The organism is Enterococcus sp. DIV1682a (assembly GCF_051711005.1).
Taxonomy (GTDB): Bacteria; Bacillota; Bacilli; order Lactobacillales; family Enterococcaceae; genus Enterococcus_B; species Enterococcus_B hirae.
The window spans coordinates 1944239-1966332 of the sequence record NZ_JBIOLT010000001.1 but is presented as its reverse complement, the minus strand read 5'-3'; the positions used below and the strand labels follow the sequence as shown (position 1 = coordinate 1966332).

The window sequence follows — 22094 nt, the reverse complement described above, 5'->3', positions numbered from 1 at the left end:
AGATTTTTCCATATCAGTAACGGAATCATCGCTGTCTGCTTATTATAGCACAAATCATTTGATTACATTTGGCAATTTTTTTGCGACAAAATGCGATATATTGCAAAATATTGCAAAGAGTTGCAAACTGTAGTAAAGTGACTTAAGGGAGGCGGTTTCATGCTGAGGGAAATTCGTTTGAAAAAAATAATCAAAATCATGAAAGAAAAACAAAATGCTGCGATTGATGACTTAGCAGAACAGCTGGAAGTATCTAAAGACACGATCAGACGTGATTTAATGAAGTTAGAAGAAAAAAATATAGTTCGAAGAACACACGGCGGAGCGATTTTATTAGAAAGAGAAGCAACTATTTTTGATTATGAGCAACGTTCAACTAAATTAAATGGAGTGAAACTTCAGTTAGGAAAAACCGCTGCAGCTATCATTAAAGACAATTCATCGGTTATTTTCGATTCCTCCACTACTGTAGAAAGTGTGATCAATCAAATAGGGATGAAACCTTTGACAGCTATCACTAATTCTTTGACTCATGCGATGCTGTTGGCAAAAAGGTCAGCAACTACGATTACGCTATTGCCGGGAAAATTGCACAAAACACAACTTTTTTTACATGGCGCAGATACTATTGAGAAATTAAAACAATACAGTGTAGACTATACCTTTTTAGGTGTTTTTGCTTTATCGTCTGAAGGAATATTCATTCATACGGAAGAAGAAGGACTTGTCAAACGCCAAATGGTCAAACAGGCAAAAACGGTGGTTGCTTTAGCAGATCATACAAAAATGGATAAAACCGGTTTTTTTAAGGTTTGTGATTTAAAAGAGATTGATTTTCTAGTAACAGATCAACCTCCCAGCAAGCAGTTACAACAAGCTTTGATAAATAATCAGGTGGAATGTCTTATATTAGATCAATAAAGGAGTAAGTATGGAAAAGAAAAATATAATTTTAGATGTGTTGACTGAGCCGAAAACATTTGCAGATGTCTCACCGGTTTTCTTAACAGATGAAACGATTGAGATGAGAAAAAAACGAATGATACAAAGGATGAGAGAAGAAGCGATTGACACACTAATCATTTATGCAGATCGTGAGCATGGTAGCAATTTTGAATATTTTACGGGATTTATTCCACGGTTTGAAGAAGGATTATTTGTTATGGAAAATAGTGGAAAAAGTACCTTGATTTTGGGAAATGAAAATCTGAAACTATGTAAACATGCACGAATCCAATCAGAATTGGTTCATTATCCACCTTTTTCATTGCCGAATCAACCAATGGATCACGAACAACCTTTAGAACAATTATTTACCTCGTTAGGGTTCGTTGAAAAGAAAAAAATCGGGGTAGTTGGTTGGAAAATGTTTACTACACGGAAGAAAGAAGCGACCAAGCTATTCGATGTTCCTCACTTTATTATTGAAGCAATCGAAAAAGCAAAAGGTGAAACGACTGAACTACTAAATGCTAGTTCGCTGTTGATCGGGGAAAAAGGAATACGGAGAACAAATAACGCCAATGAGATCGCTCATTATGAATTTGGTGCCAATCTAGCTTCTAGTTGCATGTTACAAGCACTAAACAAGATTGAAGTAGGTGTAAAAGAGTCTGAAATTGGAGCATTGTTAAATGGAAAAGGACAACCGAACACGGTAGTGACAATTGCTGCGACAGGGCAACGTTTCGAATATGCTAATCTTTACCCAACCGATAAAACAATTAAGCTTGGCGATGCGTTTTCATTAACTACCGGGTTTAAAGGTGGTCTATCTAGCAGAACCGGGTTTGTCATCGAACATGAAAAACAACTTCCGTCAGAGCAAGCGGATTATTTAGAAAAAGTGGCTAAACCTTATTTTCTAGCAATTGTTCATTGGTTAGAAACAATCAAAGTGGGGATGAGAGGCGAAGAAGTTTATCGACTAGTTGAGACTGTTTTACCAAAAAAACAGTTCCATTGGCATTTAAATCCTGGTCACTTGACAGCAGATGAAGAGTGGTTAGCTTCACCTATTTATCAAGAGTCGCAAGAAATACTTGAAAGTGGGATGATTTTTCAACTAGATATCATTCCTTCAGTTCCGGGCTATACAGGTGTTAGTGCGGAAGAATGTGTGGTATTAGCTGATGAGGCACTGCAAGGAAAAATCAAAGAAAAGTATCCAGAATTATGGCAACGCATGATGATTCGTCAAACGTATTTGAAAGAAGTGCTAAACATTGATTTAAGTAAAGACATTTTACCGCTTTCCAATACGGTTGCATACTTACGCCCTTTTTATTTAGCAAAGAATCAAGCATTTCGTGTACAAAGAATAAAATCCACATCTTGATGTACGAGTGAATGATAAGAGAAAATTCGTAGGAGTAACAGGAGCTGTATGGTTCGTTACTTCTCGAATTTTTTAGGTCTGCTAGCTTTTTTGAGAAAAATCCCTTATAGTGAGAGCCGAAAGACTAGATCATTTTTTGTACGTTGTTTCAAATGCGACGATGATCATGCATAAATCTCCATTCGTTTATTGGTTTTGGCCAAGCAGATAAATGTTAGGCTAGTCAATTATGAACGAGATGGAGCAGAAAAAAGGAGATATCAACTATGAACATCAAACAAGTGAGCGAAGCGAAAGGGATCTCGCCCGATACATTGCGTTATTATGAGAAAATTGGTCTCATTCCGCCTGTACATCGCACGAAAGGCGGAATCCGTGATTATACAGAAGAAGACCTCAACTGGGTAGATTTTACAATTTGTATGAGAAATGCTGGTTTATCCATTGAGTCGTTGATCGAATACAATAAATTGTGTAAGCAAGGAGACCAGACAATTGCTGCTAGGAAGCAATTATTGATGACAGAAAGACAGCATTTGATTCAAAAGATCGATGAGATGCAAGAGTGTTTAACACGATTACATAAGAAAATCGAGAATTACGATCGGTATTTATTAGAACAATAAGATATTAGTCCATGTTAGCCAACAGTTGGTTAAGAGAACTTTTATAGCCCAAATACAACAGTTCTGAAATTTTTACCAATGATGAAATAAAAAATTTTGATGAAAAAGAAGGCGTGTCGGAAGTGTCTAACTCTAAGAAATAAGCCGGATAATCCCAAATAGGAGGAACTATTTTGGGACTATCCGGCTTATTTTCGATGATAGAACTCACCCATGAATATCAGATAGTGAGTGAAACTACATAGCATTTAACGCATCATCAAGATCAGCGATCAAATCTTCTACATCTTCGATCCCGCATGAAAGCCGAACTAAAGTTTCAGTGACACCCATCGCTAATCGATCCTTTTCAGGCATACTGGCATGAGACATCGCCCAAGGATAAGAAAGGATGGATTCCACACCTCCGAGACTGACAGCTACGATTGGTACACGACAGTGTGTGAATAAGGTTTCAATTTGCTTAACTGAATCTACTTCAAATGACAAAATAGCACCACAGTCTTCGCATTGTTTTTGATGGATCGAATGTCCAGCATGCTGTTCAAGACCAGGATAATAAACGTTTGTTACTTTCGGATGATTGACGAGAAAGTTAGCTAATTCACTAGCGTTTCGAACTGATTTTTCCATTCTTAACCCCAGCGTTTTAACGCCACGCAATAGTAGCCAAGCATCTTCAGGACCTAAAATCCCGCCCAGTGCTTTTTGATGTTCCTTTAATTGCTGATACAGCTCCTCGTTATTTGTAGCGACCAAACCTGCAACAACGTCACTATGTCCATTGATAAACTTTGTTGCACTATGTATCACGATATCAACACCTAAATCTAAAGGATGTTGTGAAATGGGTGTCATAAATGTATTATCTGCAACTGTTAAGATCTGATACTCGTTAGCCAATTCAGTCACTTTCTTTATATCAGTGATTGTTAATAATGGATTGGAAGGAGTTTCAATGTAAAACATTTTTGTTTCTTTTTTAATCGCTTTTTGCCAAGAATCAATATCTGTTTCATCAACAAAAGTGCAATCGATCCCGAAACGAGCTAAGAAAAGATGGATGCTTTGGAAGGTTCCACCATAAATATTTTTACCTAGTACTAAATGATCTCCTTTGGATAAAAGGAACAGGACAGCGTTAATAGCAGCCATTCCTGATGAAAAGGCTAAACCGAACTGCGCGTTTTCTAATGAAGCAATACATTTTTCCGCCGCTTCGACAGTAGGGTTACCAAAACGAGTGTAACTAAAACCTGTGTGAGTGAAGACATTTTTTTGATGAAACGTGGAAGTTTGATATTTAGGTATCGACGATGCGCCTGTAACTGGGTCGATGACTGGGTAATCGTGTAGAATTTTTGTATTGATATTCATATGGGTTTCCTCCAAACCTACTTCATGTATCTCAAAAATAACACATTCATTTCCGTTATGTCAACGCTTTCTTGATAAAAAATTATCAATGAAATTAATTGCTTGTGTTAGATTTTAAATAACATTAGTTTTTATAAATTTATTTTAAATAAAGAATTTTTGCGGTTTTTAAAAACTCTGAAAGTGGTTGACTGCCTTAAAAATATATGATAATTTTTTAGTGTAATTGCATTCTATGATAAAAAATTATTAAAGGAGGAAAAGAATGAGTAGCAACAAATTACCGTATGAAAAATATCGCGTGGCGGGAGACTTGATCTTTGTTTCTGGACAGTTACCAATCGATCCAACCACTGGTGTAATCGTTTCTGAAGAGATTAAAGCACAAACGAACCAAATCATGATCAATATATCACAAGTGTTGGAGGAGCTAGACTTGACCATGAATCAAGTGGTTAAAACGACTTGTTTTCTAACTGATATGAATCATTTTGAAGCATTTAATCAAGTGTACGCAGAACACTTTGGTGAACGTTTCCCAGCACGATCAGCTTTTCAAGTCGTTGCCTTACCAAAAGATGCTTTAATAGAAATCGAATGGGTTTTATCTAAAGCATAAGAAAAGAGGAAGAAAGAATGAAAATAATAATCATTGGTGGAATTGCTGCAGGAATGAGCGCAGCGGCCAAAGCAAAGAGAGTCAATCCAGATGCAGAAATCATCGTGATTGAACAAGAGGATTATATCTCTTTCGGCGCTTGTGGGCTTCCTTATTATTTAGGTGAAGAATTTAATGATGAACAAGAGATGTTTGCTCGAACGCCTGAACAAATCGAACGTTTAGGAATTAAATTATTGTTGCGCCATCGAGTAGAATCAATCGAATTTGCCACTAAAACGTTAGCTGTAAAAAATTTAAGTACAAATGAAGTAAGTCATGAAACTTATGATCGTCTGATGCTGGCTGTCGGTGCAAAGCCGTTTGTTCCTAACATTGCTGGTATTGATTCTAGTGATGTGTATACGATTACGAAACTTAATGAAGTCAAACGACTACAGCAAAAATTATCAAATTATCAAAATATTGTCATCCTGGGTGGTGGATTTATTGGCATTGAAGTAGCTGATCAGTTAACGAAAGCAGGAAAAAATATTCATTTGATCGAGATGGCTCCTCACTTGATGAATCGTTCATTTGATCCGGAATTTTCTACTAAAATTAAAGAAGCTATTGAAGAAGAAAATGTAAGGGTTTCCTTGGAGGAGTCTGTTCTAGAGATCGAAAAAGATCATGAACGAGTGGTAGCTGTCAAAACGAATAGAGGAAGTTATCAGGCGGATGCGGTGATCGTTGCTGCTGGATTTATTCCTAATACCAGCTTTTTGAATGATCAATTGGAATTGTTGGGAAATGGTGCAATTAAAATCGATACATACGGGAGAACGTCTCAAAAAGATGTATTTGCGGCAGGTGACTGTGCTTCGATTCCCCATCGAATCTTAGGGGATATTTACCTTCCTTTAGCGACTACAGCGAATAAAATGGGACGGATCGTTGGGGTCAATCTTAGCGGTTTACAGATGCAGGAATATTCAGGGACATTAGGCAGTAGTGCGATCAAAGTAGGAGAGTACGAGGCAGCAGCGACTGGTATCACTGAAAAAATGGCAAGAGAAAAAGGATTAGATATCAAAACGACTTGTATTGAGACAATGAATCACTCAAATTATTATGGAACTCAAGAAAAAATCATGATCAAACTGGTTTATGACCGACAAACAAAAGTGTTGTATGGTGCCCAACTATTCGGGAAAAATGAAACAGTTCTTCGTGCGACTGGCTTAGCTGTTGCGATACACGCTCAAATGACGACTGAAGAATTAGGATTTGTTGATTTTGCTTATGCACCACCTTTTTCTTCTACGTGGGAAGCACTAAATGTTGTAGCAAATACTGCAAAATAAAGGGGATGAATAAATTGATCGATGCACCTTTTTTTACTCAATTTCTGAAAGTAAGTAATTATTATACTGCGGGAGGAATCGCTTTGCTGATTCTATCCCTCGGGGTAATGAAGTACCTGAAAGACAAACGGATTAGTTTCTCTAAACGAATGATTTATGCTCTTATTCTTGGTTTGCTTTTAGGGGTTGTCATTGATTTGATTGGTTCCGATAGCGAAATTTATACCGAATTTGCTCGAACGGAAATCAATGCCTGGTATGCCCTAGTTGGTTCAGGATTCTTGAAGATGATCCAGTTGCTAGCTATTCCTGTCGTGTTCTTATCGATTATCAAAGTAGTGATTGATGTCAAAGGAGAACGGTTAAAATATTTGACGGGAAAAACTTTTGCAACATTATTAGGGACTACGGCTATCTCTGCGGCGTTGGGGATTGCGGTTGTCAAACTCTATCGGCTTAACGGTGCAGAGTTTGCTGGAGACTTGGCAGCAGACAAAGCAGAAAGTATTAGTAATATTGCTTCGCAAAGTTTCCCGGAATTTTTCTTGAAACTGATACCTAACAATATAGTTAGTGTGATGGGGGATAATGGGAGTATTGTATCGGTTGTGATCATAGCGGCTATGTTTGCTGGAGCTATTCGCTTCTTACAAGTCAAAAAACCGGATCAAGTGGCACCTTTTGTTACGTTGTTGGACTCATTAAAAGTAACCGTCATTTCCGTTTTAACTAACGTGATAAAGTTGATGCCGTATGGGGTTGTTGCCTTAGTAAGTAATACAATTATTTCTAGAGGGATTCAAGCAATTATGGGAATGATCGGATTTATTGCAGCTCTATATACTGGTGTTCTTTTGATGTTGATCGTTTATGTCATTTTATTACTATTCATGGGTGTGAATCCAATTGTTTTTTACAAAAAAGCATTTACGACACTATTGTTTGCTTTTTCTTCCCGTTCAAGTGTAGGAACTTTACCTTATACTTTGAAAAATCTGGAAGAAGATCTAGGTGTGTCTCAAGAAACGGCAAATTTTGTTGCTACTTTAGGAACTTCGATTGGTATGAATGGATGTGCTGGTGTATTCCCTGCTATGCTTGGTGTTTTAATGGGATCAGCTGTTGGCGCGGAAATGGATCTATCCTTTTATTTCTTGGTGGTCGTTGTCGTTACGGTAGGATCCATCGGAATTGCTGGTGTGCCTGGTACGGCGACTGTTGCGGCGACAGTTACTCTTAATGGCTTAGGGTTTGGACACACGATCACAAGTATTGGAGCGATATTTGGTATCGATCCGATTGTTGATATGGGACGTACCATGTTGAACGTCGCAGGCTCAATGGTTTCTGCGATTATGGTAGATAAGTGGGAAGGAACATTTGATAAACAAGCGTTTTTGGCACCATTGAATAAAAAAAATGAAGAAGAGTAATAGACAATGGGAAAAGTTATGTGTTCAATTAGTGATCAAACGATATCTAGGTAATGAGTTGATACCAACTCGCTGATTGGATCGTTTTTACTATAGCTTTCGCCTGTTTCAAAAGTGAAACAACCAAGAAATAAGACGGCACTCCTTAGTGAAGAGGAGTGCCGTCTTTAGTTTCAAAGCCCATTATGTCTGAGAAGCTGTTAAAAAAATGCTTGCTTATTGTCATTGGAGGTAACCGATGCTTTCGCAATCTCTTTACTTTTCTCCTTCAGCAATCTTCAGGTAACGATAAACGCTGGGATCTGATATGTTGAGAATCTTAGCCACTTGTGAAACAGCGCCTTTGATTTGGAAGATTCCTTTTTCATTTAATTGGCGAATGATTTTAATTTTTAACTCTTTATTTAAAGGAGTCTGTTTGTCCAAGAGATCGGAGGGAACGATAGAGTAGATAATCCCTTCAATGGTTTCTTCCAAGATCTCAACGGATTCGGGGAGGTGATTTGTATCAAACACTGCAAGTGGTTGTTTTTCTGTTGATAAGCCAGCTAATGCGAGTATCTCCTTTGAGAGTGACTGATATTTGCTGATATCTTGATTAATGCAAAGTAATCCGACTATCTTCTGCTGATCATTGCGTATAAAAAAAGTGGCACCTCTTAATTTTTTCCCATTGATTGTTTGTGCATCATAGTTGACTAAATAATCTTGTTTAAGATATTTCTTTGAGCGCACCATTTCTAAAGCGAAACCAGTAACAGGAGAATGGATATCTCGTCCACTTATATGATTGTTTTCAATGGCAGCGATATGAAAATGACCTTCTTCCAGATGATGAAGAACCACTTCATAGTTTTCCCCTAAAGCTTGTCCGAGGAATTTGACCAGGGATATATATAGCGTTAATTGAGTGTTATTCATTTTCTCACCTTGATAATTTTTTGTTACTTTATAATACCATCTTTGTTTGCTGTTTACATTATAAAATAATCGTTATTTCATTTTATTTTTTATTGACAAATTTTTTGGGTGAAGTTATATTGTTTGTATAAATCGTAATCATTACTATTTGAGTTCGTGAACGGTTTATTTGATAAAAATAGACTTGAAAAAGGGAGAAAGCAATGGAAAAACAAGACTTAGCGAGCGCTTATCGTCGGCTAAAGAGCCCCAATATCAAAACGAAAAAAAGAGCGTTAAAAATCATTCATCAATACAAGCGTAATAAAAATAAGTAAAAACTATCATTTGCTAAAAAACGTGTTTGTTTTGATTAGTGATCCTATCAGTAGATTCTTGTCTTAAAAATTTGAACTGGTATAATAGTTTTTAAACAAAAAAAGGTGTGTACTATATGATCCATTATTCTATAGCAGCTAAAGAAGATTTACCTCGCATCGTGGAGATTTACAATCAATCGATTTTAACGAAACAATCAACTGCCGATGTAACGCCCGTAACTATCGAGGATAAATTGGCATGGTTTGAAGCCCATGATCCTAAGAAACGCCCACTATGGATCATGCAAGAAGCAGGAGTAATCATTGGTTGGATCAGTTTGAGCGATTTTTATGGACGACCTGCCTATGATCGAACGGTAGAAATCAGTATTTATATTGATGAGGTCTATCAACATAGAGGTATTGGGCAATACGCTGTGAACTTTGTAGAAAAACAGCTCCCTGGCTTAGGTATTGAGACCGTGCTAGCCTTTATCTTCGATAGTAATCAAGCGAGTCAACGTTTATTTGAAAAAAATGGTTATTGTTTATGGGGGCTACTGCCTGAAGTTGCGCAAATCGATGAGAGATTGCTTGGGTTAGCTATTTGGGGAAAATCGTATCGCTAATCAAATGAGCTGTAGTTTCATGAATTTTTCTGAAACTACAGCTTATTTTTCATATTACTACACAAATGAAAATATTTGTGTTACACTCTTTTTGTGAAACAGTTTGTAAAACTGTACTAATAAAAAGCGTTTTTCGAGAGAATGTTTAATGAAAAGGGAGCAATATTGTAATGGATGATGAAATGAAACAAGGTTCTAAAGCTGTAGTAGAAAGTTTAGCAAATCACCAAGTCGAATATGTTTTTGGGATTCCAGGAGCAAAAATCGATGGGGTGTTTAATGAGTTAGAAGATCAAGGACCAGAATTAATCGTTACGAGACATGAACAAAATGCCGCTTTTATGGCTCAAGCAATTGGACGGATCACAGGCGAGCCAGGTGTCGTCATTGCTACTAGTGGTCCTGGAGCTAGTAATTTAGCAACTGGGCTAGTGACCGCTACGGCTGAAGGTGATCCGGTTCTTGCAATTGCAGGACAAGTCAAACGAAGCGATCTACTTAAATTAACTCATCAAAGCATGGACAATGCTGCTTTATTTCAGCCAATCACTAAATATAGTGCAGAAATTCAAGATCCAGAAACAATTTCAGAAGTGATTGCCAATGCTTATCGAATGGCTAAAAGTTCGAAAAAAGGAGCAAGCTTTATTAGTATCCCACAAGATGTGGTAGATGCGACTGTAAAAAATGAAGTCATCAAACCTCTAAAAGATCCACAATTAGGTTCTGCTTCTGCTGGCGATATCGATTATTTAGCGGAACGTATTCAAGAAGCGAAATTACCTGTTTTATTAATCGGGATGCGAGGTTCAAGTAAAAAAGAAACAGCAGCGATCCGTAGATTAGTAGAAAAAACAGGCTTGCCGGTGGTAGAAACTTTCCAAGCCGCTGGTGTGATTTCTAGAAAATTAGAAAACTATTTTTTTGGCAGAGTCGGTTTGTTTAGAAATCAACCAGGAGATATGTTATTGAAACGAAGTGATCTAGTGATTGCGATTGGGTATGATCCAATCGAATATGAAGCAAGAAACTGGAATGCTGAAAAAGATGCTCGAGTAATCGTTATTGATGAAACACCAGCTGAGATTGATTCTTACATGCAGCCAGAAAGAGAATTAATCGGGGATATCTCTGAAACATTGGATCTGTTGACGGATTCTTTAACACCGCATCAAGTGTCACGTGATGCGAAAGAATACTTAGCCTTTTTGCAAAATAAATTAACTGAGCGTGATATTGTGCCAACAAAAGACCGCGAAGGAATTTTACATCCTCTAGAAGTCATTAATACACTCCAAAATAAAGTGACAGATGAGATGACTGTTACTGTAGATGTAGGTAGTCACTACATTTGGATGGCACGTCATTTTAGAAGTTATGAAGCAAGACATCTATTATTTAGCAATGGGATGCAGACACTAGGCGTTGCTTTGCCATGGGCAATCTCCGCTGCATTAGTACGTCCTAAGACACAAATCATTTCGGTATCTGGTGATGGTGGTTTCTTATTTTCTGCTCAAGATCTAGAAACAGCTGTTCGTAAAAATTTGAAGATCATTCATTTGATTTGGAACGATGGCCGTTACAATATGGTGGAATTTCAAGAGATCATGAAATACCAACGAGCTTCCGGTGTGGATTTTGGCCCGGTTGATTTTGTAAAATATGCAGAAGCTTTTGGTGCTAAGGGGCTTCGTGTGACCTCTGTCGCTGAGTTGGAACAAGCAATAGAAGAAGGATTTAAAACGCAAGGTCCAGTTATCATCGATATTCCAATCGACTACCGTGACAATGAAAAACTTGGTGAAACGATTTTACCAGATCAATTCTATTAAGGAGATGCTAAGATGAGTGAAAGAATACTTTTTCAACATGGAACACTAGGAGCATTGATGGCAGGACTAATGGATGGTACTGAGACGATTGAACAGATACTCAAACACGGGACTTTAGGTTTGGGAACGCTACATGGATTAGATGGGGAAGTCATCTTCCTAGATGGTGAAGCTTATCAAGGACGTTCCGATGGAGTAATTGTTAAGCTGACAGGAAAAGAAACCACTCCTTATGCAGCAATCACCCCATTCATTACAGATGAACGTTTTGAAGTCGAAAATCAAACAAAAGGCGAAGAATTAAAACAATCAATTTTAGCCAGTCAAGCAGGAAACAACTTATTCTTAGCGATAAAAATTACTGGGCTGTTTAAAACAGTCCACACACGTATTATGCCAAAACAAGAAAAGCCTTACCGAAGATTAGCAAAAATATCAGAGTCTCAACCTGAATTTCATGAAACAAATAGTCAAGGAACGTTAGTTGGATTTTATACGCCAGAACTGTTTCAAGGAGTAGCAGCTGCTGGATTTCATTTGCACTATATCGATGAAGCTAAACAATTCGGAGGGCATGTCATTGATTTTGAGCTAACAAAAGGCACTGTCGAAATCAGTAAAATCGAAACACTTGTTCAACATTTTCCCAGCGATGATCCAACGTTTATTGGAACGACAATAGATTATGCAAACTTGGAACAAGAGATCCAGCAAGCAGAATAATTTTCTAATGAGTCCGTGCTAAAAATTAATAATGAAAGTATTTTATATTTGAAGGATGTTCTTTTCCCGTCTTTCTGTCTAGTAAGGTCAGTTTTTTCTCAATGACTAGTCAGCAAATCATTTCTAAGCTATAATTTTTTCATAGAAGGAGTGGTTGAGATGTTGTGGACAGAAAAGCAAAAAGAAGATGCCTATCAAATTTTATTATTACAGCAAAAAGGATTATTAGAGGCGGAAGATCATTGGCTAGCAAATTTAGCGAATTCTTCTGCTCTGTTGAACGAGACATTACCAGAAACAGTTTTTGCAGGTTATTACCTATATAATGGCGAAGAATTGATTTTAGGTCCATTTCAAGGTCGTGTTTCTTGTACTAGGATCACAATGGGAAAAGGGGTTTGTGGTGAGTCAGCACAAACAAAAACTACATTGATCGTTGATGACGTCAAGAAACATGAAAACTATATTTCTTGTGATTCTGCAGCTCAATCTGAAATCGTTGTGCCCATGATCAAAGAAGGACATCTGATTGGCGTTCTAGATATTGATTGTGGTGTAACAGGCGGGTATGATCATATTGATCAAGAATATCTTGAGAAATACGTAGAAATGCTTATTGATATCGTGCCTTTAGATGTTATTTCTTAAAAAATTCAATAACTTTAACAAGTGAAATCAAAAGAACGCTCGAAATAGTCGTTCTTTTGATTTTTTTCTAAAATTATAATGGCTTTTGGTTTTCATAATCTAATTTTAATGTTATTATCATTTTATAAAATGTTAGAACGATTAAAGGTGGATGAGATATGAATAACGAAGAAATCATTTTGGGACAAAAATATGCGTGTAAGCCAATCGGTTTAAAGCATGTAGTAGTAGGTGAAGTCATTAATAAATTAGAAAATTGTATCGTGTTATGTGTGGAAAAATACCAAGAAAGTGATCATGAAGAAATATTAGAAAAATGTGGGAAAGTGGTTGCGAAATATGCGGATGTATATGATTTAACTACTATAGAAGCCATTTTTGAAACTTCTTCAAAAATTTATGAACCAGCGCTTGTCTCATAAATAAAAAATAGTTTAAAAGAGAGGCTCTTTGTCAAATGATGTTGGTAAAGAGAAATCTTAGAATAATTTGGGCAGAAAGAAGAAAAACTTCTTTCTGTTCTTTTTATTTGGTTAAAAAGATGTTGGTGAATTTCACCAACATCAAAAAGTATAGAGCCCTTTTTAGATTTATTTGCAGGTGTGGGTGGATTTCGTTTGGGGTTAGAGAAAGCAGCTCATAAATGTGTCGGGTTTTGCGAAATCGATGCGAAGGCGAGAGAGTTATAAGGCAATTCATAACACTGAAGGAGAGGTGGAAATGGATGACATCACAACAGTATCATATGGTTTATTCGATCAATTGGAAGTGTCGATGTTACCTGTGGAGGATTTCTGCGTCAGGCTTTCTCGATTGCAGGAAAACGGAAAGGCTTCGAAGATACTCGGGGAACTCTCTTCTTTGAAATTGCAAGGTTCGCATCTATTCTCAGAACACGCTATCTATTCCTTGAAAATGTTAAAGGATTGCTCAACCATGAAAGAGGGGCTACGTTCGAGACAATTATATGAACCTTGGATGAATTGGGGTACGATGTGGTATGGCAATTGTTTAACAGCAAAAATTATGTCGCACAAAATAGAGAACGTGTCTTTATTATCGGACATTCTCGAAGACAATGTACCAAAAAAATATTTCCTATCACAGGAAAAGAAAAATCAATTACAGTTTATAATTAGAATGTTTATTACTAAAAGAAGTATGCTATACTATTTTCGTAGTAAGTTTATGACGGTGGCTACTCAGGGGGTGATGCTTATGTGCATTTTCCTACTTCGTAGAAGGGAGTAGCGTTTTTTGTCTGTTGCTGAAGCAATCGGATTAATGGTTCAGTTTGGATCATTTGTCATTGCTTTAGTTGCCTTAATGGTGACAATAAGCAAAAACAACAAAAAGTAAACCCGTCATAATCTTTGGCGAGAGATGACAGGTTTACAAAACTTATATAATCTGAGCCACCGTCTTAAACGGGCTACAACGGAGCTATGTTAGTGCATAGCTCCTTATTTATTTACAGTATAACTTATATGATAGAAAAATGGAAGACTGAGGATTTACATGAAATTAAATTAAGTATCTGTTTTTGATTCAACAAAAAATATTATGTTGAATATCGAGCTATTTGAATTAGTAAAAGTCAATCATAAAGACTTTATTATGATATTTCTAACATTTGTAGATTTAGATTAAATCATTGGATTCAAAGTATCGTGTTATAATTAGCACAACAATTCTTAAAGGAAGTGTAAAATTTGATTGAAATACGTTCTTTAAGTGAATTCATAGAGAAAAATGTGCTTTATGAAAAAAGAACAAAAAATAAATTACTAACTCAGGAAATAGAAATCTGATTTTAAAGCCCAACAGAGTATACCCTGTTGGACTTTTTGTATGTTCATGATATACTTGAGTTTCTAAGAGGTCAACAGAATTGGGCAACAGAATTTTGGAATTATCTAAATTTTTGAATTTTTAAAGGGGTTTTTCTATGGCTAAAATTGGATATGCTCGAGTAAGCAGTATTGATCAAAATTTGGATCGACAGTTAGAATTGTTATCAGAGTGTGATAAAATTTTTACTGATAAGGCAAGTGGAAAAGATACTAATCGTGATGGATTTCAAGAAATGATGAAATTTATTCGTGAAGGTGATATTGTCGTTGTGACAGAATTAAAACGACTTGGACGGAATAATAAAGAATTAACTGAAACAATGAATTTGATTCAACTGAAAAAAGCAACACTAGAGGTTTTGAACTTACCAGCGTTGACAGGTATAACTGATGATAATTTACGTCGTCTACTCAATAATCTAATTATCGAACTGTACAAGTACCAGGCGGAAGAAGAACGTCGATACATTCGTGAAACGCAGCAACAGGGAATTACACTTGCTAAAGCAAAAGGAAAATACAAAGGAGGGAAGCCAAAGTACAGTGAAAATGATCCACGCCTTCAATTAGCATTCAAATTATTTTTAGAGGGATGTACAGATAAAGAAGTCGAGCAGCAGACAGGGATTAACAGAAGGACTTTTAGAAGATATCGTACGAAATATGGTATTACACGTGAATCCCGAAAGAGAGAATGAGACAAAAATAGTAAATATGATAAAAAGAAGAGTGTATATTTTAAAAGTGGAAAGGAACCAATGATATGAATTTTAAAGAAGAAGTTATCCCAATTTACAAAAGTATCTCTTTGCAAGTATTTAATGCAGTTCCAAAGGATAGTAACGAAGTAGACGTTCACGATTTGGTAATAAAATCACTATACGTGGATTTAGTAGATAAAGTTGAAACAATAAATTATTTATATAAAGTTGGAGTAACTGATAATATTGGCATGATTTTTCGTTCGTTTTTAGAAGTTTATATGTATTTAAGCTTTATTCTGGAAAAAAATACTAAAAAAAGAGGGAGAGCGTGTTTTTATTGGCAAAAATATATTACCATAAAAAATTTAAGAAAAACATTTGATCATTCAGATGCCTCCGAAAAGGAAAAACTCAAAAATAAGATAAATGATACATTACAAAAGAATGATAATCCTTCTTACCAGGACTTAGATTCTTATGATTTATATATAAAAGATAAAATAAATAATTGTTTTATAAACAAAATGAAGTTAAGGGAAAGAAAAAACTGGTTTAATGAGGATGGAAAACATCAGAATATTAGAAGTCTTTTTGAGTATATGGGTAAAGTATCAGAATATGATTATTTTTATTCTCGCTATTCGGCGTCCTCTCATGGTCTAAGCGTTTTAGGACAACTCAGCGTTTCTCCTCAAATGCTCGCTATTAGTCCATTTGACGACAAAAGTATAATACTTCCTGTGTTAAATGGGCACATTTTTGAAATTACTAATGAAGTAATTACGTACTATCAATTAAATGAAGCATTAAGTTTATATCTTCAAAAAATTAAAAATATTTTTCAAAATAGCTAATCAAATATATGGATAGTAAAAGAGCTATCGAAGAAAGGCGAAACAAAAGAAACAATTATTGGAATATTGGAAAAATCAATAGTTATCCATTTTCTAAAAGCTAAAAATTAAAGTTGAAAGATAGGGTGAATTATGAATGAGTTGGGACGAGTCAGTAGAGATAAAAACTATCGAAGGAATTGGTATTGCTAAGATTATAACTAGAACCGATGACTGGGATAGATTAGAGCGCTCAGTATCATTAGACAGTGACAGCTACCATATTGAACGGAAATACGTTGGTCGCCATCCTCTAACGACAGTAGCATTCTATGCAGTACCTAATGGTAAGACAATCAATCATTCTCTCAATCTTCCTGAAATTAAAGAACAAAGCTTCCAGGAGGAATTGTGTTACAAGTATACTAAGGAGTCACTAATTGAATTTTTAAGGTTGCTCAATGGTAAGCGAGCAAAATTCGAATATCCGATGAAAAGAAGAAACAAACTGGAATCTATTGCTACAGATTATTACAATCGCTACAAAAAAATAGATAGATTAGATTGTTCTAAAAAAGTACAAGAAGCTATAGAAATATTTGACAATTATCAATACAATTATTTAAAATTTTATGAGTTGAAAAAAGAAGCACAAAGAAAAAAGTATAAACTTGATTCAAAAGTTTTAGAAATGAGTACAGCAATCTATTAATAAACAAATAAAAAGTCTGCTTTTTAGTAGTTCGTCATGAAAATCATAAACCCGAACAACCTTGAAAAAGGAAGTTTGGGTTTTTTGTAGTGAATCAAGTAGCTTTCGTCTGTATTTAGTTGATATATGAAGTGTCATTTTTCTAGATAAATAGCATAAATTTTCAGCGCTGAGTGACAAAAGCAACCAAATTTTTTTGATAGATTTTTAAATATCTCAATCTATCAAAAAAATTCGTGGCTTTTGTTAGCTAATGAATATGACAAATAATTAGAAAAAACTGTGTCAATTAAATATAAAAATTACATCTATATTTTTCAACGACACACTACACTATTGTCTATTTAGGGTACACTCAAATTAAACACTTGTTTTTATACACTATAAAGAATATCATTATTAATAATCTTTATAGTGTATAAAAGGAGAGTAACATGTCGAAAAAGAAATATGATTTACATGACAACGATTTGATGACTGCGACTGAAGCTAGTTTAAGATGGGGATATGATTCAGGATATGTAAGACAAATGAAGAAAAAATATCCTAACAAAATACCTGAAGGGGAAATCAGATTATTTGGAAAAACTTTAGTAATAACTAGAGTGGGGATGGAAGCTTTAACTGGTAGAAAAGAACCCATACAACGCTTTTTTGTTATTGAAGAAGATAATTGGTCTGTTCAATCGCAAAAAGAAGTTGGAACTTTTGAAGAAGGAAAAGAGATACTTAAGCAATGGATACTAAATAATTTAGAACTTGTAAACTTAGATCAAGTCGTACTCAAATATATTGATCCAGCAAAGCAGAAATTCGGACTATCAATTATTCCAGGTAAGAGAATCTATGTAGAATGTAGAAAATAATATAGTATTTAGTGTTCATATAACGATTTTAAGATCATTTTGAGTTAATCAGCCCTATAGTTGGTTAAACAAGGAGAATAAGACAATCTCTAAATTGTCATTTATTACTAAAAATTTTTGCCATTTAAAAAGAAAAGTGACACCTTAGAGTAGTAAAATTAGTTGAGTAAATACAAGTCAGACATTTTTGTCTGACTTTTTTCTTTTACCTATTAACCTTTACATAAAACGTAACATGTAGGTGAAAAATTTCTTCAGATGAAAAGTAGTAGAAGAAGCTTGATTGATTTCCTCGATCAATGAAAGAAATATATACAAAAAAAGTTATGGTAAACGATCAAAATTCAAGAATATTAATTGGGAATATTGAGCGTTTATGCTTAATTAGAACAAGTAAAATAAATGTTGCAGGGGAGATGATCAATACGATTTTGTCAGCTTCGGTAACAAAATGGACATTGGAAAGAGACATCAATTGAAAACAGGGGAAACACCTAAAGCTGATGAAGTGGTATTGACGAGAAAATAATGATCAAAAATAAGAGAAAAAAAGGAGTAAATATGAGTAAGAAAAAATTAACAGCAAAACGTAAAAAACAGCTATTAACGATGTTTGCGGTGGCTGGTGTGATGGGAAATACTGGGATCGCACCAACGATGGCATTAGCGGATACTTTGTCACCAACAGCTGAAACTGCTACTGAACAAACACAGGCGAATGAAGCAAAAGAAGTCATCGATCAAACGATACAAAACGTCACAGATCCGTTAGTAAACCCAACGGATTCAACCACTACAGCTAGTGATTCATTAGCACCAACGGATGAAGCAACGGATGAAACAACGGATGACGCCCAAGAACAAGCAACAGCACCGACTGCCGAAAGTGAAGGGGATGCAACTAATCCAACAGCTGAAGCGCCAAAAGTAGCGCAAAAATCGAACGTGGCAGCAGTTTCTAAGATAACAGGAACATGGGGTACCAGCTCGTATACGTTTGATGAAAACACAGGAGTATTGACAATCGGAGCAGGCGAATTAAGTGGCTATGAAGAATCACCATGGAACAGCGGAACAGTGGATCTTGAAGCAATCAAGAAAATTGTTTTGTCTGGAAAAGTAGTGGCTCCAGAAAATTCAAACTACTTATTTAGTACAAGTACCGGTGGTAAGGATCTTACGAATGTAACTGAAATCGAAGGGTTAAGTCAACTGGATACCAGTAACGTAACAACTATGAGTTATATGTTTTACGGTATGAGTAGCGTAACAAGTCTAGATTTAAGCAACTTTGACACTAGCAAAGTAACATCTATGTATAATATGTGTACTGGTACTCCACTTAAGAAATTAACACTAGGAGACACATTTAAATTTGTTAATGGACAAGGAGGTCTTACTTCTGCTTGGAAGCGAGAAGATGGCAAAGGGACGTTTTATTCAGCAGCAGATTTCATGAAAAACTATGGCACTGGTGATTTGACTGCTGGCACGTACGTTTCTGCTACAGGATGGTGGGGTACCAGTCCGTATAATTTTGATAAAAACACAGGGACATTGACGATCGAAGCAGGCGAATTAAGTGGCTATGAAGAATCACCATGGAACAGCGGAACAGTGGATCTTGAAGCAATCAAGAAAATTGTCTTGTCTGGAAAAGTAGTTGCTCCAGAAAATGCTGATTTATTATTTACTGGAGATAACACTAAAGGTAACCTTACGAATGTAACTGAAATCGAAGGGTTAAGTCAACTGGATACCAGTAAAGTAACAGATATGAGTTATATGTTTTATGGTATGAGCAGTGTAACAAGTCTAGATTTAAGCAACTTTGACACTAGCGAAGTAATAACGATGAATTATATGTTTTATAATACTCCACTTAAGAAATTAACACTAGGAGACACATTTAAATTTGTTAATGGACAAGGAGGTCTTACTTCTGCTTGGAAGCGAGAAGATGGCAAAGGGACGTTTTATTCAGCAAAAGATTTCATGAACAACTATGGCACTGGTGATTTGACTGCGGGCACGTATGTTTCCGTTAAAACAGACACGTGGGGTACTAGTCTGTATATGTTTGATGAAGATACAGGAACGTTAACAATCGGAGCAGGTGAGTTAAGTAGCTCTGCAGAATCACCATGGAACAGCGACAAGGTAGATGTTAAAGCCATCAAGAAAATTGTCTTGGCTGGAAAAGTAGTTGCTCCAGAAGATTCTGCCTACTTATTTAGTAGTGATGTTACCGGAGCTAAGTATCTTAATAATTTAACTGAAATTGAAGGGTTAAATCAACTGGATACTAGTAACGTAATGAACATGCGCGAGATGTTTAAAGAGATGAGTAACTTAACAAGTTTAGATGTAAGTAGCTTTGACACCAGCAAAGTAACAGATATGTCTTATATGTTTTATAGGAACGGCGTAACAAGTTTAGATGTAAGTGGCTTTGATACCAGTAAAGTCACAGCTATGAGTTTGATGTTTTCGGGTATGAAAAACGTAACAAATTTGGATGTAAATGGTTGGAATACTAGTAACGTGACAAATATGTTTGGGATGTTTCTCGGTATGAGTAGCATAACAAGTCTAGATGTAAGTGGTTTTGATACTAGTAACGTAACAACTATGAACAATATGTTTCGAGGTATGAGTAACTTAACAAGTCTAGATTTAAGCAACTTTGATACTAGTAATGTAACAGATATGAGTGTAATGTTTTACGATATGGATAACTTAACTAGTCTAGATGTAAGTAGCTTTGACACTAGCAAAGTAACAACGATGGAAAGTATGTTTAAGAATACACCTCTTGCTAAATTAACACTAGGCGATCACTTTAAAGCGGTTGGAGACACTGGTTTATCAGCACCGAAAGCATTGAACGATGGAGATCAGCTGACAGGAAATTGGATTCGTGAAGATGGTCAGTCCAAAGGCTATTCACCTGCTGACTTTATGACGAATTACGGAACTGGGGATTTAACGGCAGGAACTTATGTGGCAGAATTAGTGAAAAGTGAGTTGAAACCACAAGAATATCATGTAGGAGATGTCAATATTACTGGAACCTACACAGGGGATATGTCTCTCGGACGATTAACCGTTAATGGCAAAGTTGTCAGCTGGGGCGGTAGCTTCAAAGATGGTCAATTCAGTTATTATGTCGGTGTTGGAAAATTAAAAGTCGGCGACAAAGTCGTATTAGATGGCTACAACAAAGAGAAGGAATTGATAGATTCAAAAGAGATTGCAGTGATTTCCGAATCTTCAGGATCAATTGATCAGGTGGACACTTATAAGCTAGGTGATTCAACCATTACTGGAACTTACACGGGGGATATCCATAAAGGAAAACTAGTAGTGAATGGGGAAGTAATCAGCTGGGGCGGAACCTATAAAGATGGCAAGTTTAGCTATTATGTGAACTCTCAAATCATCAAAGCAGGGGATCAAGCAACGATTCAAGGCTATGATAAATTTGATACACCACTAGGGGACCCACAACCAGTGACTATAGGAGAACAACTGGGTCAATTAACAGAAGCCCATCGTGTGGGAATCAGTACAGTGATCGAAGGAAACTACACAGGCGATGTTTACCAAGGAATCTTGTTGGTCAATGGCGAAAAAGTTAGTCAAGGCGGTAGCTTCAAAGATGGCAAGTTCAGTTATTATGTAGGAAACCTTAAAGTGTCAGAAGATGATCAAGTAGTCTTGATGGGTGCCAACAATCGAGGACAGCAAATTCCAGGATCAGAGATTGATGTCACTATTCAAACACCAACAGCTGAAATCAACGAATTGACTTATAAACTTGGCACACAAACGATCAAAGGAGCCTATGGTTCTGATACCCAAGTCCACCAAGGACACTTGTTTGTCAATGGTAAACTGATCAGTAAAGGTGGGAGCTTTAAGGATGGGACAATCAGTTATTATGTGAAGCCAGACCTAATCAAAGCTGATGATCAAGTAACAATGAATTTCTATGATGGAAGTGGTAACTTATTGGCTGAAAACCAAACAGTTTCTGTAAACTAAGGAAAAATAAATTCATGTAAGGCTAGAACTGTTTTATGCTCATTTTTTTGAAAACTCAAAAAAGATTAGAATAAAACACGTAAACTGAATCAAATACATTCGTTATTTATAGTAAAGTTAAGCTTATCTAGAACAATGTAATCAATTAGAAGGTAATGTCAAACAGCTGGAACAATTATTGGAAAGTATTAACCAACAATTGAACAAATATGCAGAGACTGTAGCAGAACGTGACCGTCAAGATGCGGGCTCTTTCGGATTCTAATTAGTAAATAAGAGATCGTT

At 36.0% G+C, this 22094-nt stretch carries 19 protein-coding genes and 3 pseudogenes; 20 read left to right on the top strand and 2 right to left on the bottom strand.

What is annotated here, in order from left to right:
- The first annotated feature begins 159 nt into the window (after positions 1 to 159).
- The 3 genes from IGJ23_RS09000 to IGJ23_RS08990 all read left to right on the top strand — a co-directional run bounded on the left by IGJ23_RS09000 (position 160) and on the right by IGJ23_RS08990 (position 2964).
- Positions 160 to 921, top strand: a complete 762-nt coding sequence (locus tag IGJ23_RS09000; protein ID WP_034700802.1) for a DeoR/GlpR family DNA-binding transcription regulator — start codon at positions 160 to 162, stop codon at positions 919 to 921.
- Positions 922 to 931: 10 nt separating this feature from the next.
- Positions 932 to 2338, top strand: a complete 1407-nt coding sequence (locus tag IGJ23_RS08995) for a M24 family metallopeptidase (RefSeq protein ID WP_438774875.1) — start codon at positions 932 to 934, stop codon at positions 2336 to 2338.
- Between the two features lie 266 nt (positions 2339 to 2604).
- Positions 2605 to 2964: a MerR family transcriptional regulator gene (locus IGJ23_RS08990; protein WP_010718439.1), complete on the top strand. Its 360-nt coding sequence runs from the start codon at positions 2605 to 2607 to the stop codon at positions 2962 to 2964.
- 237 nt (positions 2965 to 3201) lie between these two features.
- Here the strand turns inward: IGJ23_RS08990 and IGJ23_RS08985 are convergent, their stop codons facing one another.
- Positions 3202 to 4341 (bottom strand): trans-sulfuration enzyme family protein, encoded by a 1140-nt coding sequence (locus IGJ23_RS08985; protein WP_034700797.1) that lies wholly within the window; start codon positions 4339 to 4341, stop codon positions 3202 to 3204.
- Positions 4342 to 4606: 265 nt separating this feature from the next.
- On the opposite strand from IGJ23_RS08985, the gene IGJ23_RS08980 reads away from it, so the two are divergent.
- Genes IGJ23_RS08980 through IGJ23_RS08970 form a run of 3 tightly spaced genes read left to right on the top strand, consistent with a single transcriptional unit; the run spans position 4607 to position 7739 of the window.
- Positions 4607 to 4960 (top strand): RidA family protein, encoded by a 354-nt coding sequence (locus IGJ23_RS08980; RefSeq protein WP_178285898.1) that lies wholly within the window; start codon positions 4607 to 4609, stop codon positions 4958 to 4960.
- Positions 4961 to 4977: 17 nt separating this feature from the next.
- Positions 4978 to 6306 carry a CoA-disulfide reductase gene (locus IGJ23_RS08975; RefSeq protein ID WP_438774873.1) on the top strand — a complete coding sequence of 443 codons (1329 nt, stop codon included), beginning with the start codon at positions 4978 to 4980 and terminating at the stop codon, positions 6304 to 6306.
- Positions 6307 to 6320: 14 nt separating this feature from the next.
- Positions 6321 to 7739, top strand: coding sequence for a cation:dicarboxylate symporter family transporter (locus tag IGJ23_RS08970; protein ID WP_207431889.1), 1419 nt, complete (start codon positions 6321 to 6323; stop codon positions 7737 to 7739).
- 255 nt (positions 7740 to 7994) lie between these two features.
- On the opposite strand, the gene IGJ23_RS08965 is transcribed toward IGJ23_RS08970, so the two are convergent.
- Positions 7995 to 8660, bottom strand: a complete 666-nt coding sequence (locus IGJ23_RS08965; RefSeq protein ID WP_010737898.1) for a helix-turn-helix transcriptional regulator — start codon at positions 8658 to 8660, stop codon at positions 7995 to 7997.
- 203 nt (positions 8661 to 8863) lie between these two features.
- Between IGJ23_RS08965 and IGJ23_RS08960 the strand changes: the two genes are divergently transcribed.
- From IGJ23_RS08960 to IGJ23_RS08895, 14 genes and pseudogenes are all read left to right on the top strand, one after another.
- Positions 8864 to 8977 (top strand): putative metal homeostasis protein, encoded by a 114-nt coding sequence (locus IGJ23_RS08960; RefSeq protein ID WP_010718433.1) that lies wholly within the window; start codon positions 8864 to 8866, stop codon positions 8975 to 8977.
- Positions 8978 to 9093: 116 nt separating this feature from the next.
- Positions 9094 to 9588, top strand: coding sequence for a GNAT family N-acetyltransferase (locus IGJ23_RS08955; protein ID WP_367010407.1), 495 nt, complete (start codon positions 9094 to 9096; stop codon positions 9586 to 9588).
- A gap of 170 nt (positions 9589 to 9758) precedes the next feature.
- Positions 9759 to 11423, top strand: a complete 1665-nt coding sequence (gene alsS, locus IGJ23_RS08950) for an acetolactate synthase AlsS (protein ID WP_438774872.1) — start codon at positions 9759 to 9761, stop codon at positions 11421 to 11423.
- A gap of 12 nt (positions 11424 to 11435) precedes the next feature.
- Positions 11436 to 12146, top strand: coding sequence for an acetolactate decarboxylase (gene budA, locus IGJ23_RS08945; protein WP_438774871.1), 711 nt, complete (start codon positions 11436 to 11438; stop codon positions 12144 to 12146).
- A 162-nt stretch (positions 12147 to 12308) separates the two neighbouring features.
- Positions 12309 to 12794: a GAF domain-containing protein gene (locus tag IGJ23_RS08940; protein ID WP_025480112.1), complete on the top strand. Its 486-nt coding sequence runs from the start codon at positions 12309 to 12311 to the stop codon at positions 12792 to 12794.
- A 158-nt stretch (positions 12795 to 12952) separates the two neighbouring features.
- On the top strand, positions 12953 to 13216 hold the full coding sequence (locus IGJ23_RS08935) for a hypothetical protein (RefSeq protein WP_010737894.1): 264 nt from the start codon (positions 12953 to 12955) through the stop codon (positions 13214 to 13216).
- Positions 13217 to 13366: 150 nt separating this feature from the next.
- Positions 13367 to 13906, top strand: a pseudogene (locus IGJ23_RS08930) (DNA cytosine methyltransferase); the annotation flags it as partial.
- Positions 13907 to 14014: 108 nt separating this feature from the next.
- Positions 14015 to 14153, top strand: a pseudogene (locus IGJ23_RS08925) (putative holin-like toxin).
- A gap of 589 nt (positions 14154 to 14742) precedes the next feature.
- Positions 14743 to 15345 (top strand): recombinase family protein, encoded by a 603-nt coding sequence (locus IGJ23_RS08920; RefSeq protein WP_438774870.1) that lies wholly within the window; start codon positions 14743 to 14745, stop codon positions 15343 to 15345.
- Positions 15346 to 15410: 65 nt separating this feature from the next.
- Positions 15411 to 16205 carry a DUF5677 domain-containing protein gene (locus IGJ23_RS08915; RefSeq protein ID WP_438774869.1) on the top strand — a complete coding sequence of 265 codons (795 nt, stop codon included), beginning with the start codon at positions 15411 to 15413 and terminating at the stop codon, positions 16203 to 16205.
- A 136-nt stretch (positions 16206 to 16341) separates the two neighbouring features.
- Complete coding sequence (locus tag IGJ23_RS08910) at positions 16342 to 16896, top strand: hypothetical protein (RefSeq protein ID WP_438774868.1); 555 nt, start codon at positions 16342 to 16344, stop codon at positions 16894 to 16896.
- 434 nt (positions 16897 to 17330) lie between these two features.
- The gene (locus IGJ23_RS08905; protein ID WP_438774867.1) at positions 17331 to 17762 is read left to right on the top strand and encodes a helix-turn-helix domain-containing protein; all 432 of its coding nucleotides are present in this window, start codon (positions 17331 to 17333) and stop codon (positions 17760 to 17762) included.
- Between the two features lie 561 nt (positions 17763 to 18323).
- Positions 18324 to 21809, top strand: coding sequence for an immunoglobulin-like domain-containing protein (locus tag IGJ23_RS08900; RefSeq protein ID WP_438774866.1), 3486 nt, complete (start codon positions 18324 to 18326; stop codon positions 21807 to 21809).
- A 121-nt stretch (positions 21810 to 21930) separates the two neighbouring features.
- Positions 21931 to 22074 (top strand): annotated as a pseudogene (locus tag IGJ23_RS08895) (WXG100 family type VII secretion target); the annotation flags it as partial.
- Positions 22075 to 22094: the final 20 nt, after the last annotated feature.

What these genes read in the sequence shown, in the direction of transcription:
- IGJ23_RS08910 (WP_438774868.1), top strand. Translation starts at nt 16,342, where the DNA reads ATGAGTTGGGACGAGTCAGTAGAGATAAAAACTATCGAAGGAATTGGT.
- IGJ23_RS08975 (WP_438774873.1), top strand. Translation starts at nt 4,978, where the DNA reads ATGAAAATAATAATCATTGGTGGAATTGCTGCAGGAATGAGCGCAGCG.
- IGJ23_RS08955 (WP_367010407.1), top strand. Translation starts at nt 9,094, where the DNA reads ATGATCCATTATTCTATAGCAGCTAAAGAAGATTTACCTCGCATCGTG.
- IGJ23_RS08905 (WP_438774867.1), top strand. Translation starts at nt 17,331, where the DNA reads ATGTCGAAAAAGAAATATGATTTACATGACAACGATTTGATGACTGCG.
- IGJ23_RS08980 (WP_178285898.1), top strand. Translation starts at nt 4,607, where the DNA reads ATGAGTAGCAACAAATTACCGTATGAAAAATATCGCGTGGCGGGAGAC.
- IGJ23_RS08900 (WP_438774866.1), top strand. Translation starts at nt 18,324, where the DNA reads ATGAGTAAGAAAAAATTAACAGCAAAACGTAAAAAACAGCTATTAACG.
- IGJ23_RS08960 (WP_010718433.1), top strand. Translation starts at nt 8,864, where the DNA reads ATGGAAAAACAAGACTTAGCGAGCGCTTATCGTCGGCTAAAGAGCCCC.
- IGJ23_RS08935 (WP_010737894.1), top strand. Translation starts at nt 12,953, where the DNA reads ATGAATAACGAAGAAATCATTTTGGGACAAAAATATGCGTGTAAGCCA.
- IGJ23_RS08995 (WP_438774875.1), top strand. Translation starts at nt 932, where the DNA reads ATGGAAAAGAAAAATATAATTTTAGATGTGTTGACTGAGCCGAAAACA.
- IGJ23_RS08965 (WP_010737898.1), bottom strand. Translation starts at nt 8,660, where the DNA reads ATGAATAACACTCAATTAACGCTATATATATCCCTGGTCAAATTCCTC.
- budA (WP_438774871.1), top strand. Translation starts at nt 11,436, where the DNA reads ATGAGTGAAAGAATACTTTTTCAACATGGAACACTAGGAGCATTGATG.
- IGJ23_RS08920 (WP_438774870.1), top strand. Translation starts at nt 14,743, where the DNA reads ATGGCTAAAATTGGATATGCTCGAGTAAGCAGTATTGATCAAAATTTG.
- IGJ23_RS08915 (WP_438774869.1), top strand. Translation starts at nt 15,411, where the DNA reads ATGAATTTTAAAGAAGAAGTTATCCCAATTTACAAAAGTATCTCTTTG.
- alsS (WP_438774872.1), top strand. Translation starts at nt 9,759, where the DNA reads ATGGATGATGAAATGAAACAAGGTTCTAAAGCTGTAGTAGAAAGTTTA.
- IGJ23_RS08985 (WP_034700797.1), bottom strand. Translation starts at nt 4,341, where the DNA reads ATGAATATCAATACAAAAATTCTACACGATTACCCAGTCATCGACCCA.
- IGJ23_RS09000 (WP_034700802.1), top strand. Translation starts at nt 160, where the DNA reads ATGCTGAGGGAAATTCGTTTGAAAAAAATAATCAAAATCATGAAAGAA.
- IGJ23_RS08990 (WP_010718439.1), top strand. Translation starts at nt 2,605, where the DNA reads ATGAACATCAAACAAGTGAGCGAAGCGAAAGGGATCTCGCCCGATACA.